The organism is Natranaeroarchaeum sulfidigenes, assembly GCF_017094485.1.
In the GTDB taxonomy this organism is placed as follows: domain Archaea; phylum Halobacteriota; class Halobacteria; order Halobacteriales; family Natronoarchaeaceae; genus Natranaeroarchaeum; species Natranaeroarchaeum sulfidigenes.
This window is the reverse complement of the sequence record NZ_CP064786.1, coordinates 702,791-716,269: the sequence shown is the minus strand read 5'-3', so window position 1 is coordinate 716,269 and position 13,479 is coordinate 702,791. Positions and strand designations below refer to the sequence as shown.

Annotated in this window: 10 protein-coding genes and 2 pseudogenes; 5 read left to right on the top strand and 7 right to left on the bottom strand. The window is 62.2% G+C overall.

Annotated elements, in window-relative coordinates; all coding sequences use genetic code 11:
- Position 1: 1 nt before the first annotated feature.
- From hmgB to AArcS_RS03655, 3 genes are all read right to left on the bottom strand, one after another.
- Complete coding sequence (gene hmgB, locus AArcS_RS03665) at positions 2 to 1,339, bottom strand: hydroxymethylglutaryl-CoA synthase (RefSeq protein ID WP_238479066.1); 1,338 nt, start codon at positions 1,337 to 1,339, stop codon at positions 2 to 4.
- Between the two features lie 125 nt (positions 1,340 to 1,464).
- Positions 1,465 to 3,882: a carboxypeptidase-like regulatory domain-containing protein gene (locus AArcS_RS03660; protein WP_238479065.1), complete on the bottom strand. Its 2,418-nt coding sequence runs from the start codon at positions 3,880 to 3,882 to the stop codon at positions 1,465 to 1,467.
- A gap of 216 nt (positions 3,883 to 4,098) precedes the next feature.
- Positions 4,099 to 4,659, bottom strand: a complete 561-nt coding sequence (locus AArcS_RS03655) for a thioredoxin family protein (RefSeq protein ID WP_238479064.1) — start codon at positions 4,657 to 4,659, stop codon at positions 4,099 to 4,101.
- Positions 4,660 to 4,773: 114 nt separating this feature from the next.
- Here AArcS_RS03655 and dph5 point away from each other — a divergent pair, with 114 nt between their 5' ends.
- Complete coding sequence (gene dph5, locus AArcS_RS03650; protein ID WP_238479063.1) at positions 4,774 to 5,547, top strand: diphthine synthase; 774 nt, start codon at positions 4,774 to 4,776, stop codon at positions 5,545 to 5,547.
- A gap of 61 nt (positions 5,548 to 5,608) precedes the next feature.
- Entirely contained in the window at positions 5,609 to 6,142 is a 534-nt protein-coding gene (locus AArcS_RS03645; RefSeq protein WP_238479062.1) for a helix-turn-helix domain-containing protein, read from the top strand.
- Positions 6,143 to 6,184: 42 nt separating this feature from the next.
- Here the strand turns inward: AArcS_RS03645 and AArcS_RS15985 are convergent.
- Positions 6,185 to 6,357, bottom strand: a pseudogene (locus AArcS_RS15985) (DUF1059 domain-containing protein).
- A gap of 179 nt (positions 6,358 to 6,536) precedes the next feature.
- Between AArcS_RS15985 and AArcS_RS03640 the strand changes: the two are divergent.
- Both AArcS_RS03640 and AArcS_RS03635 read left to right on the top strand, forming a co-directional pair.
- A complete protein-coding gene (locus AArcS_RS03640; protein ID WP_238479061.1) occupies positions 6,537 to 6,695 on the top strand; it encodes a hypothetical protein in 159 nt (52 codons plus the stop codon).
- 41 nt (positions 6,696 to 6,736) lie between these two features.
- Positions 6,737 to 7,885, top strand: a complete 1,149-nt coding sequence (locus tag AArcS_RS03635) for an acyl-CoA dehydrogenase family protein (RefSeq protein WP_238479060.1) — start codon at positions 6,737 to 6,739, stop codon at positions 7,883 to 7,885.
- 224 nt (positions 7,886 to 8,109) lie between these two features.
- Here the strand turns inward: AArcS_RS03635 and cysE are convergent.
- Positions 8,110 to 8,616 (bottom strand): annotated as a pseudogene (gene cysE / locus AArcS_RS03630) (serine O-acetyltransferase); the annotation flags it as partial.
- Between the two features lie 234 nt (positions 8,617 to 8,850).
- Here cysE and AArcS_RS03625 point away from each other — a divergent pair.
- Complete coding sequence (locus tag AArcS_RS03625; RefSeq protein ID WP_238479059.1) at positions 8,851 to 9,891, top strand: sister chromatid cohesion protein PDS5; 1,041 nt, start codon at positions 8,851 to 8,853, stop codon at positions 9,889 to 9,891.
- Between the two features lie 3 nt (positions 9,892 to 9,894).
- Here the strand turns inward: AArcS_RS03625 and AArcS_RS03620 are convergent, their stop codons facing one another.
- The gene (locus tag AArcS_RS03620; protein WP_238479058.1) at positions 9,895 to 10,911 is read right to left on the bottom strand and encodes a hypothetical protein; all 1,017 of its coding nucleotides are present in this window, start codon (positions 10,909 to 10,911) and stop codon (positions 9,895 to 9,897) included.
- Positions 10,912 to 11,077: 166 nt separating this feature from the next.
- Entirely contained in the window at positions 11,078 to 13,210 is a 2,133-nt protein-coding gene (gene katG, locus AArcS_RS03615; protein WP_238479057.1) for a catalase/peroxidase HPI, read from the bottom strand.
- Between the last annotated feature and the right edge of the window lie 269 nt (positions 13,211 to 13,479).

The following is a 13,479-nucleotide window of genomic DNA, read 5'->3' as shown; positions in this document are numbered from 1 at the left end:
CTTACTCGACGTAGCGGTACTTGCGCTCGCCCATCCGACCCCAGCCATCGAAGACGAACTCGGACTCGGGTGTCGTAAGCTCCTCGACTTCCGTATCCATCTCGTGGTTGTGGGCGTCGTGGATCTCCTCGTACTCCGAGAATGTGAGTTCGTAGCGCGATTCAAGTTGTTCGTCGACGTTCAGCGCCTCGATCTCCTCGCGCCAGTTCCCCTGGACGGTCTCGGTATGGATCTCGGCCTGTGCCCCGCTGCCATAGGAGCCGACCAGCAGACGCTGTCCTGCGAGATCGGTATCATGCTCGGCGGCGTGACGGAGCGCGCTGATCCGCGCGACGTGGACCGAGCCGGTGTACCAGTTGCCGACCTCGCGAGCGATGCCGAGCGTCGGTTCGATCGTCGCCGTGTACCAGTCCTGATACCGTTCGGTCCCCGAGAGCGCATCGGTGTACTCGGTCAGTGCGTCGAAGAATGCCTCGTCGTCGGCAAACTCCTCGCGCCGGGGCTGCTCGCCGATCTCCTCGGCCATCACGTCAGCGATGTCGGTGTCGCGGATCAGGTTCCGGTACGCCAGCACGGCAGCCTTGCGCACCATTCCCGGGAAGGGCGTGTGGAAGGGACCGTACGCGAAGTCGTTGGGGTGGATATCCCCCGCCACGGACTTGTAGTCCTCCAGCGCCTCGCGCATCCGCGCGAGATACACCTGCACCGATCGCTTGCCGTCGACGCTCGGGAACTGCTGGTTGGGCTTGAGAAAGTCTGTCTCGTCGGCCGAACCATAGCCCTGCTCGACCGACAGCGAGACGAGATCCGGATCCTCGTCGATGAGCATTGCCACAGCACCCGCACCCTGTGTCGCCTCACCGGGATCGTCCCGCGCGTACAGCGCCGTGTCCGTGGCGATCACGAGCGCCGCCTTGCCGCGATTGCGCCCCGCACGGATCCAGTTGTACGCGTCGTCCAGACTCTGCGTGCCCGCGATACAGGCGAACTTTCGCTCGCCCTTGTTCGCGTGGTGGAAATCGCCCTCGTAGACCTGTTCGAGACAGCCAGCGACGTACGTCGACACCGGCTTGGAGTTGTCGAAGGCACTCTCGGTGGCCACGTCGATCCGCCCGATGTCCTCGGGTTCGAGTCCTTTGCGCTCCATCAGGCGATGGGAGGCGTTGGCCGCCATCGTCACGATATCCTCGTAGCTATCCGGGAACGAACTGCCGGTCAGTCCGAGCCCCTTCGTGTACTTCTCGGGATCTTCGCCCTTCTGTGGCGCGAACGTGTTCGGCAGGTCGAGTCTGAGGTTGCCCGTCCTGATCTCGATGGCGTCGATACCGACTTCAGTCATGGCTAGACGTGTGTGAAGGTTCTATATGGGTTTGTCGATAGGGGTTTCGACGATTGTCGTCTTGTTCGGGCTTTCGGGACTCCAAAACACCTGCACCGCGATCATTAGCTGACTCCTACGATCTATCAGTCCACCACGATCGTATACGAGCGCTGACTTCCGTCAGCAAAGTACAGAGTCAGGTCGATCTCTTCTCCACTCATGTCGACCCGCGTCCCTCGACCGTCACCATCGCCCTCCTCGAAATCCCTTAGCGCAACAGTCAGTTCGCTTTCAGGATCGATACTGACAGACGTATCGAGGGATTCAGTTTTCCCACCGATTTCGATTCCATCCCCACTATCGAGGTTCAACGCCTCCGTCCCGCCAATTGTGACCTCCGGCGAGTTCTGGTCGTTGATTCGGGTTGCGACCGTCGTCGTACTCTCTATCGATATCGAGTCTATCATCACCTGCGTGTCACCGGTATTCCCGATATCGAAGTCGACGCCTGCATTGTTGTTACCAGTCGCGACAGGTGTTCCAACCTGTTCGACAGAGTTTGCTGCATTGTTCACCGTGAACGATCCCTGTTCGCTCACTTCCTCGGCGTTCTCGGCATCCGCAGTTGTCGTGTACGTGTATTCGTCTTTTGGGAACTGATCGTCCACGGTGAACGTCACCGTAGTCTCACTGCTCGCGGTGATATCATCGGCGTCAATTGTGTCCTCGTAGACGTTCCCTTCAGTGTCGCCGTCTATCGAGAGCGTCACTACGAGGCCCTCAGTCGCCACGCCGTTTTGCTCGTCGACGGTTACATCGACTGTATCGTAGGTCGTACCCGGAGTGCCGTCTTCAAGCCCGCTCACGTCAGTAATTTCGAGAGACGCGTCGGTCGCATCGGTAAGCTGGAAGTCCTGTTCGGTCGTTTCATCTTCGTTGACTTCGAACGTTGCTGGCTCCGATTCCCCGAACCCGTTTGCGTTCGCAGTAACATCCTCGTACGTTCCGGTGAGGACATCGGTAATATCGTAATTACCGTCGCCATCGGTCATCACTGTCTCGTCGATTCCATCACCGCTGATAGTCACCTCTTCGGTTTCAAGTGGGCTACCATCTGGTTCTGTAATCTGCCCTTCCAACGTCCCAGTCGCGTCGGAGATAACTTCAACAGTGATCCGTTCTTCGTGTCCACCGCTCGCGACAAACAGGTCAAATTCCCCAAGTTCGTCGAAGTCTCGAATCTCAACCTCTGCAGTACCATCAGTGAACTCGGTGTCTTCAGACTTGATACTGATACCTGTGTTATCACGGTCCCGGTAGTAGAAGTCGACGTTCGCACCGTTGATATCGCCCGGGATTGTCTCGGCAAGGAAAATTGAATCGCCAGCGCCCCGCACGACCTCGTAATCTGCAGTATCACCCGGCTCGACGTTACCGTCAGGTTGTGGCTCAGACCATTCGATATCATACGTGCTGGTGCCGACAGACCCGCCAGCCTCCGCGCCAACATCGTTCTCATCCACTGTCGTCGTCAGCGTCTTCTCGTCGACGGTACTGCCGTCGATCGACCAGTCGATCTCGTCGCCCACACGATTCGCACCGACGGAGACGCGTCCGTCGCTGTCGCTCGTTTCCTCGTCGCCGTCGATCTCGACGGTCGCGCCCTCGACGGGGTTGTTGAACCGATCACGGACCTCGACGGTCGCCGTATTCACCTGATAGAGATACGCAGCACGGTCCTCGGGCTCTCCACGCGTGACGCTCCCGACGCCGACCTCGGCCATCCGCAGGTCGAGCTCGTCGTCGACGTCGAACTGGACCGCCCCGTCACTCGCAGCAACATCACTGAGCTCGTCGTATTCTTCGAGTTCCTCTACCCAGTAGGACTCGTGGCGCTCGCTGATCGGGAGCGTGATCGTACCGTCAGTGACCGTCACGGTGTTCCCCGAACTGCTCAGCGACCGCCGGGGCACCGTGACGGTCGAACTCGACGCCGCCTGTACCTCCCCGCGGAGCGTGATCAGTGACAGTTCGCCGTCGTCGACGAGGTCGCCGGACGCGAGCGTTGTCGGTGACCCACGCGGATTGTCGTTGATTAGTTCGCCGTGTTCGTAGACGGTTGTGGGTGCGTTCCGGTACTCGTTGTAGTTCGGTTCGTACTGGAGCCGGTTTGTCGTAATCGAGTCCCGATCGGTCCAGAATGTTTGGACATTGTCAGCGTCATCGATGGTGACTCCGTCAAACGCAATCTCCCCGTTCTCGACCGTCCGCAACTGCCCACTCGGGGACCCCGGATTCACGAAGAAGGTCCGCGAGGGGTAGGTCGTCCCGAGCCGAACGGAGTGTGACCCGCGCGTCCCCTCTCGCGCGGAGGCGTCAATCCCGTTCGTGAGATCGACCATCTGGCTCTGGACGTCCTGGTTGTGGTTGAACTCCACGCCGGAGTTCTGGCTGGGGACGACGGTGGCCTGATAGGAGGCCATCGCGATCACGATGAAGGCAAACAGGATCATGGCCCCGATCTGGATGGCCGCGCCGCGCTCGTCGCCCCTGAACGTCATACTACAGAGTGGATGGTATCCGGCAATAAAAAGGCTGTTGCGGAACCGACCCGATCAAACGGGGTCTGGCCCTCACCTCTGGTGGTTACCCCCCAGTCAACTCATTCTGCCGGGCGGTGTCGCCACCATGGTGCCTGCCACCGCAAGCACGTTGGCGCTATGTTGGGTGGTCAGACCGTGCTCGCCGCCGCCGAGCAGGCCCGACGCTGGCCCACGCTAGTCGCGCCACTTGATCGAACAGCCCTGCGAATGACGCCACTCAACGTCAACCGGCTCACCGGCCAGGATCGATTCTATCGCCTGTTGCACGTAGAACTCGGTCGCGTCCGAGTCGGGATCCATGGCGTCGTCAAGACGGCCCTGATAGGCCAGTCGGAACTCGCCGTCTTCGTTCGCGAAGAGGAACGGGTCAGGCGTACAGACCGCACCGTAGGCTTCGGCCACCTCCTGAGATTCGTCGCGAAGATATGCGTCGTAGGCGATCGTACCGTCATCGACGTACTCGACCATCGCCTCGAAGGAGTCGTCGGGATACTCCTCGGCATCGTTGGGGTTGATGCCGACGACGGCGGCGCCCTCGTACGACGCCGCGAGCTCGTTGAGGTGGTCGAACTTCGCTTTCGCGTACGGGCAGTGGTTACACGTGAAGACGATCAGGAGTGCCTCATTGTCCGCAAAGGAGTCGAGGGTGTACGTCTCGCCGTCGACTCCGGGCAGTTCGAAGTCGGGTGCTGGATCGCCGTCCTCCAGTGCCGGATCTGATTCTTTCAGTACCATACCTGCCTTTCGGACGGCTCGGTTTTGTCGTTTGTGTCTATAGAGGGCAACAGTGCGGCTCCCACCCGAGCGCGAACACGCGGCGCTTTTCACTCACCGGGCCGGAAGATGCTCATGCTCACTTTCGTCGGACTCGGACTCTACGACGAGCGCTCGATCACGGTCGAGGGCCAGCGCGCCCTGCGCGAGGCCGATCGCGCGTTCGCGGAGTTTTACACCAGCAAGCTGATCGGTACCAGCGCCGAGGAGCTCGAAGCCCACCACGGCACCGAGATCGACGTGCGCGACCGGGCGGGCGTCGAACAGGATCCGGAACCGATCCTCGACGCCGCCGCGTCGGGCGACGCCGTCTTTCTCACTGCCGGGGATACTATGATCTCGACGACCCACGTCGACCTGCGCCTGCGTGCCCACGAGCGCGGCATCGAGACTCGCGTGATCCACGGCATCACCGCCCAGACGGCGACGAGTTCGCTCACCGGCCTGCAGAACTACCGCTTTGGCAAGGCGACGACGCTTCCGTTCCCCTACGCCCACGGCGCGGACGGGTTGCCCGCGAGCGTCACCGACACCATCGAGGCGAACCGTGATGCGGACCTGCATACGGTCGTCTACCTCGACATCAAGGCCGACCGAGAGGAGTACATGACCGCCGACGTCGGCGCTGAGTTGCTCGCCGAGGAGTACCCAGACCTCGTAGGAGTGGTCGTCGCCCGTGCGGGCAGTCCGGAACCGCTGGTCGAGGCTGCCCCACTGTCGGACCTCGCCGAGCGCGAGTTCGGTGAGCCGCTCCACCTGCTCGTCATCCCCGGCGAACTCCACCTGCTCGAAGCCGACGCACTCTGTGAACTCGCGGGCGCGGATCGGGACGCACTCGAAATTTCTTGAGCGAGGTGAACTGCTGGCTGTGGACCGCGAAATTCAAATGACCGACCGTTCTACACGACGTATGGCCAAATACTCGACCGGCGGCTCCTCGGACTCGGGGGACGGCGGTGCCTGCGAGCTGTGTGGCGCGACCAGCGAGTCGCTTCGCACCGCGAAGGTCGCGGGCGCGACGCTCGATGTCTGTCCGGACTGTCGCCCACACGACGACAACGCGCACAAGGACAAGAAACAGCGGCGGAAGCAGGGCGGCGGGAGCGACAGTGGCTCGACTGGCTCGTCCTCGACGGCGCCCGAATCGAGCGGCCCACAGACCGGCAGCGAGAGCATGTGGGACGGCGATACGAGCCACTGGGAAGAAGGCGGGACCGACTACGACGACGACCAGCTTCCGTATCTGATCCGTGGCTACGGCGAAATCGTCGAAGACGCCCGACAGAATGCCGGACTCCAGCGCGAGGAACTCGCCGATGAGCTCGGCGTTCCCGAGTCCGATCTCCTCGCCGTCGAACAGAGTCGTGCAGTCGAGTCCGGCATCGGCGGCTCCCTCATCGAGGCGCTCGAAAAGCGGCTGGATGTCGAGTTAGTCGACGAGTGAGCTATCATCAAAGCGGGACAGAAAAACAGGGGTGAGAGTAGATCAGACGATCTGTAAATGGTCCTCACGCAGTTCGTCTTCGGTGAACTCCTGTTCGTAGACCTCCGCATGTGTTTGCTTGCCAGTTCAACCGCTTCCTCCTCGTTTTCGGACTGAATGATGAACCGACACGTATCCGACACCGATTCGCAGTCCAGTTTGTGTGCTTGTGCCATAGTATCCCCCGCGACGTCGGACGATTTTCGAGAATCCAACCAGTGTACTGGTCGATCGGCGTCGCTTTGTTCCCAGTCCCGTTCCACCCCCTGTACGCCTATTTTGCCGTCCGGGCAGGACGCCGAGACGCCCCGCTTTCGCGGCGTGACAGCTGGGGGCGTGGCTGTACGGCACCGTTGTGGGGGCAACGCTGATCGGGGTGTTGGCGTCGCCGCCGGATCCGATCACCCAGAGTGCGATCCAGTTCGTACTGCTCGTACCCGCTGGCGTGATCCTGTACCTGCTCGTCTTCGCGGGCGGGACCGATATGCTCATCCGTCGTTTCAGTCAATTCTGACTGCGCCCTAGCTTTTTCGCGTGAGCGCCGGAACTACCGGTATGGAACTGTCCGACGAACAGCAGGCCATCCGGGACGTAGTCCACGAGTTCGCTGTCGAGGAGCTTCAGCCGATCGCCCGGGAGGCAGACGAGACCGAACAGTTCCCGGAGGACATCTGGGACGGGCTGGCGGACCTCGATCTGACCGGACTGACAACGCCCGGGGCCTACGGCGGCTACGACGCCGATCGAGTGACCTACGCACTGGTCAACGAGGAGGTCGCGTACGGCGCGCTGGCGGTAGCGACCGCGCTGTCGGTCCACTGTCTGGCAACCTCGTGTATCGCGGAGTTCGGTAGCGAGAGACAGAAAGACCGGTGGCTCCCCGAGATGGCAAAGGGGCGACCCGTCGGCGCGTTCGCACTCTCGGAGCCGGGAGCGGGCTCGAACCCCGCCGAGATGACAACCGAGGCCCGACCCGTGGGCGGCGATGGGGACAGCGACCCGACAGAGTACGTCCTCGACGGCGAGAAGCAGTGGATCACCAACGGCGAGCGTGCGGGCGTCTACATCGTCTTCGCGAAGACAGACAGCGAGGATCCGGACTCGATCACGCAATTCGTCGTTCCGGGCGACGCTGACGGCCTCTCAGTGGGCGATCCGGAGGAGAAACTCGGCCTCCGCGCCAGTGACACCACCTCGCTCACCTTCGACGACGTGCGGATCCCCGCCGAGAACCGGCTGACGCCCGAGGGGGAGGGCCTGAGCGCCGCGCTCTCGATCCTCACCGGCGGACGAATCGGGATCGCCGCCCAGTCAGTCGGCCTCGCCCAGTCGGCCTTCGACATGGCACGTGAGTACGTCGGCGAGCGCGAACAGTTCGGCGGTCCAATCGCCGACATTCAGACGGTTCGACACAAAATTGCGGAGATGTACGCGGAGATCCAGAGCGCCCGGGCGATCACACTCACTGCTGCCCGGGCAGACGACCGCGGGGACGACGGCCCCCTGCAGGCAAGCGTGGCCAAGTACGTCGCCAGCGAAACCGCCATGGACGTTACCAACGAGGCAGTTCAGCTCCACGGCGGCTACGGCTACGTCACCGAGTTCGACGTCGAACGGCTCTACCGGGACGCCCGCGTGACGACTATCTACGAGGGCACCAGCGAAATCCAGAAGACGATCATCGCACGGCACCTGCTCGACTAGTCCTCACGCAGGCGTTCAACGTCCTCCCGGAGCGCTTCGAGTTCGTCCTTGCGTTGATCGAGCTCCGAGAGCGCGTCGTCGACCTCGGCGAGCAGTCGGTCCGGATCTGGAGTATCAGTGTCCAGCAGGACGCCGTGTGCGGTCCCATCGATATCGTCCTCGCCTATCGACTCGACGCGCACGTCGGGCCTGTCGACGCCGTTTGCTGGCGTCGAGCCGGTCCGTTCGACGGGCTCGGCCGGGACGCCGGTTACGGTCGTTTCCGGCGGGACGTCCTCGACCACGACCGCGCCAGCACCCACGGTGGCGTCCTCCCCGATCGTGATGTCACCGATCAACGTGGCGTTCGCGCCGAGGGTCACGCCGTCTTCGAGCGTCGGATGGCGCTTCTCGGGATACGGCGAGTTACCGCCCAGCGTACAGCCGTGATGCATGTGAACGTCGTCGCCGATCGCGGCCGTTTCGCCGATCACGACGCCGGAACCGTGATCGATGAAACAGCGCCGTCCGATCTCCGCTGCGGGATGGATCTCGATATTCGTGAGCCCGCGGGACAGGTGTGAGACGAGGCGGGCGAGCCAGTGAAAGCCCCACGACCAGAGAGCATGGGCGATCCGATGGAGCCAGACGGCCTGCAGGCCAGGATAGCAAGTAATGACCTCGCGACGGGTTTTCGCGGCAGGGTCGGTCTCCAGCGCCGTCCGGACGTCCTCGCGCAGTCGCTCAAACATGAATCAGTGTCCGCTGTCCAGGCAATTGATCGACCGGTTCAGTTCGCCTTACGCCGCTCCCCCTCAGACGACAGCACCGGGCCACGGTGTCGCAGTGGCTATCGAACGCGAACGCATCGGTGTTGGCTGTCGTCCACATACTCGATGGTAGTATCGACCCGGACAAAAAAGGCGTTCCATCCGTCGGGGAAACGGCAAGAGGTTTTTTCACCGGGAACCCCCTCGGTACGGTAGATGGACGGCGACCACACCGATCCGGCAGAACTGGCGGCCGCGCTCCGCGAACGCGCACTGGATTCGCCAACCGATGTCGATACCGGTCGGATCCGCGCGCTGCTTTCTGACCCGGCGCTTCCACCCGGTGTTCACGCGGACGCCGTGGCTGCCCTGCTGGAAGTGGCCCAGAGCGGGCAACACGTCGACGGGGAGTTCGCTGGGCTGGTCGCCCGATTACTCGGTCGCCCCTCGCTCGATGCCGATCCCCTGCTGTTACGCTGTCTCCGTGCAATCGCTGTCGACCATCCCGAAGCGGTGCTCGACCACAAGGACGTGATCGTCGAACACGTGACTGTCGAGGACGACGAGAGCACGCAGGCTGCGACCGGCTGCTGCGTGGAGCTCGTTGCAACGGATCCCGAAGGGTTGCTCGATCTCGTCCCGACGCTGTCTGCCCTGCTCGACGCCGACGATCCGACGCGGACGAACGCGCTCTACGTCCTCTCACAGCTCGCCGTGGGCTACCCCGAGGAAGTCAAACCAGTCGTCCCACAGCTACTGGACGGGATATCGGATCGGGCGGTTGCCTATCAGACCAACGCGCTGTCCGCGCTCGGCGCGATCGCATCGGCGTATCCGTCGGCTGCGGTCGAGGCCATCGATGAACTGACGGCGCTTGCCGACGCGGACCATCCGGGCGTCCGGGGGAACGCCATCGGTCTGATCGCGGACGTCGCACAGGAGCATCCGGACCGTACGACCGATGCGGTCGACGTCGTGACCGAGCGTCTCGACGATGACGACGAATACGTCCGTGGCAACGCCGTCTCGGCGATCCTGCACGTCGGGCTTGAACGTCCCGATGCGATCGTCGAGGCGACCGACCGACTCGAAGAGAGACTAGACGACCCTGCGCCTATCGTGCGTAGCAATGCCTGCAAGGCGGTCGGGTCGCTCGACATCGAGGACGCCAGAGAACGGCTCGAAACGCTCGAATCCGACGACCCGAACGAGGAGGTACGCGAGCACGCCGGATGGGCCTTGGAGCAACTGGAGTAGGACTCACCGACGCCGAGCGTACACCGCTACCGCGAGCAGGGCAACGACGACAGCGACGATCCCAAACCCTGACAGCGAGTCGTCCGCGTCCAGTTGATCGGTTTCGCTCTCGTCATCGCCGTTCTCGGAGTCGTCATCCTGGTCAGTAGACTCCCCGTGTTCCTGATCAGTATCGTCAACACCGTTGTCGTCAGTACTGGTATCATCGTCCTCTCCGTTCGTGTCCGTCTCGTCATGATCAAGCTGGAGGACGACAACCATCTGCCCGTGTGAGTGCTCCGGATCATACGTCCAGCCACCACCGGCTTCCTCGTAGGAGCGAGCATCGGCCAGCGGGTCGACACTCGAATTCCACGACTGGGCGTCCTGCTGGAGATATCCGACTACCTCGATCCGGTCCTCGTACTCGCCGTCGACTTCCGCCTCGCCGTACTCGACTGTGCCATCCGCGGGCATGCCGTGAATCTCCAGACAGTGCGAGTCGAGATAGCCGTCGCCCTGCGGGAGATCCGGATCAGTACCGAACTGATCGGCATCCAGTGGGCGCTCGTAGTGCTCGGTCAGCGGGAGCTCGACCACGAACGGGTCGGCGTGTGAGTGCCAGTCCAGCGATTCGCCGGTCGGGACTGTAACCGTGGTGTTCGGGACCGTCTCCCCGACCACTACCTCACCGTCGTCGTTGTACAGCGACACACAGAGCTTCCCGGAGCCATCGCCGAGGTACGGATCGCGATACTCGTCACGGGGATTGACGTAACTTATCCAGCTGCCGTCGCTGGCTTCAGCCTCGAAATACGGATCACCGCGCTCTGGGACCGGTTCGATGTACGGTTCTTCGACCGTATCCTGGCTCTGATCCTGATCGCTCTGTTCACCTGTTGTTTCGTTCTGTAACGGGGCGGTATCGTCACCAACGGATGACCCCCATCCCACCTCGGAGGTCAGACCGATCATACCTATCCCGATCAGCGCCACCCCAACGACGAGCACGACGACGGTCGATCCCGATAGCTCGGCCATAGACTGAATCGACTATCGTCGACCTGCGACGTAACTATACGTCGTCTACCGGCAGGTAAAGATAACCTACTAACAGTTCCCTGTGCCGGGAGCAGACTGTGACGGGCGTGATCAGAACTAGCTGTCAGCGAACCCACAACTGCAGTACAGAAAAGGAGCAGGCCGTCTATTCGAGATCGAAGCGGTCGAGTTGCATTACGTGCGCCCAGGTGTCGACGAAGTCCTGAACGAACGTCTCCTCGGCGTCATCGGCCGCGTAGGTCTCGGCGATAGCACGGAGTCGGGAGTGCGATCCGAAGATGAGATCAACACGGGTGCCCGTCCATACGAGTTCGCCGGAGTCCCGACCGTAGGCCTCATAGATACCGTCTGACGCGGATTCCCACTCCGTGTCCATATCCAGCAGGTTCACGAAGAAGTCATTTGTCAGCGTCCCCGGCCGGTCGGTGAGGACGCCGTGATCCGAGTCCTGATAAGTGGCTCCGAGCGCGCGCATCCCGCCGACGAGGACAGTCATCTCGGACGCCGTCAGGTTCAGCAGCTCGGCTTTATCGACGAGCAGTTCCTCCGCGGGCTGGTCGAGGTCGTCGCCGAGATAGTTCCGGAACCCGTCGGCCTTCGGTTTGAGTGCCTCGAAGGAGTCGACATCGGTCTGTGCCTGAGTGGCGTCAGTCCGCCCCGGCTCGAAAGGAACTGTTACGTCGTAGCCAGCCTCTGCAGCGGCCTGTTCGACGGCCGCGTTGCCGCCCAGTACGATCAGGTCGGCCAGCGATACCCGGGTGTCATCGGACTGGGAATCGTTGAACTCCGCCTGAATCTCCTCCAGCGTCTCCAGCACGGTCGCTAGCTGTTCTGGCTCGTTGACCTCCCAGCTTTGCTGGGGTTCGAGGCGGATCCGGGCTCCGTTCGCGCCGCCGCGTTTGTCGCTGTCGCGGTACGTCGACGCCGACGCCCACGCCGTCTTGACCAGCTGCGGGATCGACAGCTCCGACCCGAGGAGATCCTCTTTGAGCGCCGCCGCGTCGTCCGCATCGATGAGATCGTAGTCCGCGTCGGGAAGCGGGTCCTGCCAGATCATCTCCTCGTCCGGAACCTCGGGACCGAGGAACCGCGAGGGCGGGCCCATATCCCGGTGGGTCAGCTTGTACCAGGCTTTCGCGAAGGCCATCCCGAACGCCATCGGGTTCTCCTGGAACCGCTCGACGATCTCGCGGTACTCGGGATCCCGCTTCAGCGCGATATCCGTCGTCAGCATCATCGGCGTTTGCGTCTCGGATGGGTCGTGAGCGTCCGGAACGGTGTCTTCTAGCTCCTCGTCTTTCGGCGTCCACTGCCAGGCCCCGCCGGCACCTTTCTCCGGTTCCCACTCGTAATCGAGCAGGTTGTTGAGATAGCCCATATCCCACTCTGTCGGAGACTGGGTCCACGGACCCTCGATGCCACTGGTAATCGTGTCGGCCCCCTTGCCGGAGCCGTGCTCGTTCTCCCAGCCCAGCCCCTGCTGTTCGATCGGGGCGGCTTCGGGTTCGGGGCCGAGATTGTCCGTATCGTCGGCGCCGTGAACCTTCCCGAACGTGTGTCCACCCGCTATGAGCGCCGCCGTCTCCTCGTCGCTCATCGCCATGCGGTCGAACGTCTGTCGAATGTTCTCCGCCGAGGCCTCCGGATCGGGGTTCCCGTCCGGCCCCTCCGGGTTCACGTAGATGAGGCCCATGACGGACGCGCCGAGTCCTTCCTGAATGCCCCCCGGCTCGTCGAAGCGCTCGTTCGCTTCCATCTCGTCTTCGGGTCCCCAGTAGACCGACTCGTCAGGCTCGAACGCGTCCTCACGTCCGCCAGCGAACCCGAACGTCTCGAAGCCCATGGACTCGATGGCGACATTTCCTGCCAGAATCATCAGATCGGCCCACGAGAGTTTGCGGCCGTACTTCTGTTTGACCGGCCAGAGCAGTCGGCGGGCCTTGTCGAGGTTCGCGTTGTCCGGCCAGCTGTTGATCGGTGCGAAGCGCTGTCGGCCACCTGCCGCACCGCCCCGGCCGTCGCTGGTCCGATACGTGCCCGCGCTGTGCCAGGCCATTCGAATCATCAACGGCCCGTAGTGGCCGTAGTCGGCCGGCCACCAGTCCTGTGATGTCGTGAGAACATCCTCGATGTCGGCTTTTACGGCGTCGAGATCGAGCGACTCGAACTCCTCGGCGTAATCGAACTCCTCATCCATCGGCCCGACATCGCGGGCGTTCTGGTCGAGTGTTTTCAGATCCAGCTGATTCGGCCACCAGTCCTGATTGGACCAATTCATCGTCAGATCTTTACTCGTTTGGCCTGATAAAGTTGTTCAAGTGATTGAGGAAGTTCCTCGTTCAATAAAAATTTTAAGCAGTTCAAGAACTGTCGTGTGAGGTCGTAGACGGCATCTCGATTCGGTCGCCGTGATATGGGAAACACGCGTTCTGACCCGTCGCTACGCTCTTCGTCGTGACGTCGTCAACTTCGCTCCGCGCGCCTTGCGTAGTTCAAACCGTCCCAACATGGCGGAGTTGCTGGCCGCGGATTGCTCACAGCAAAATC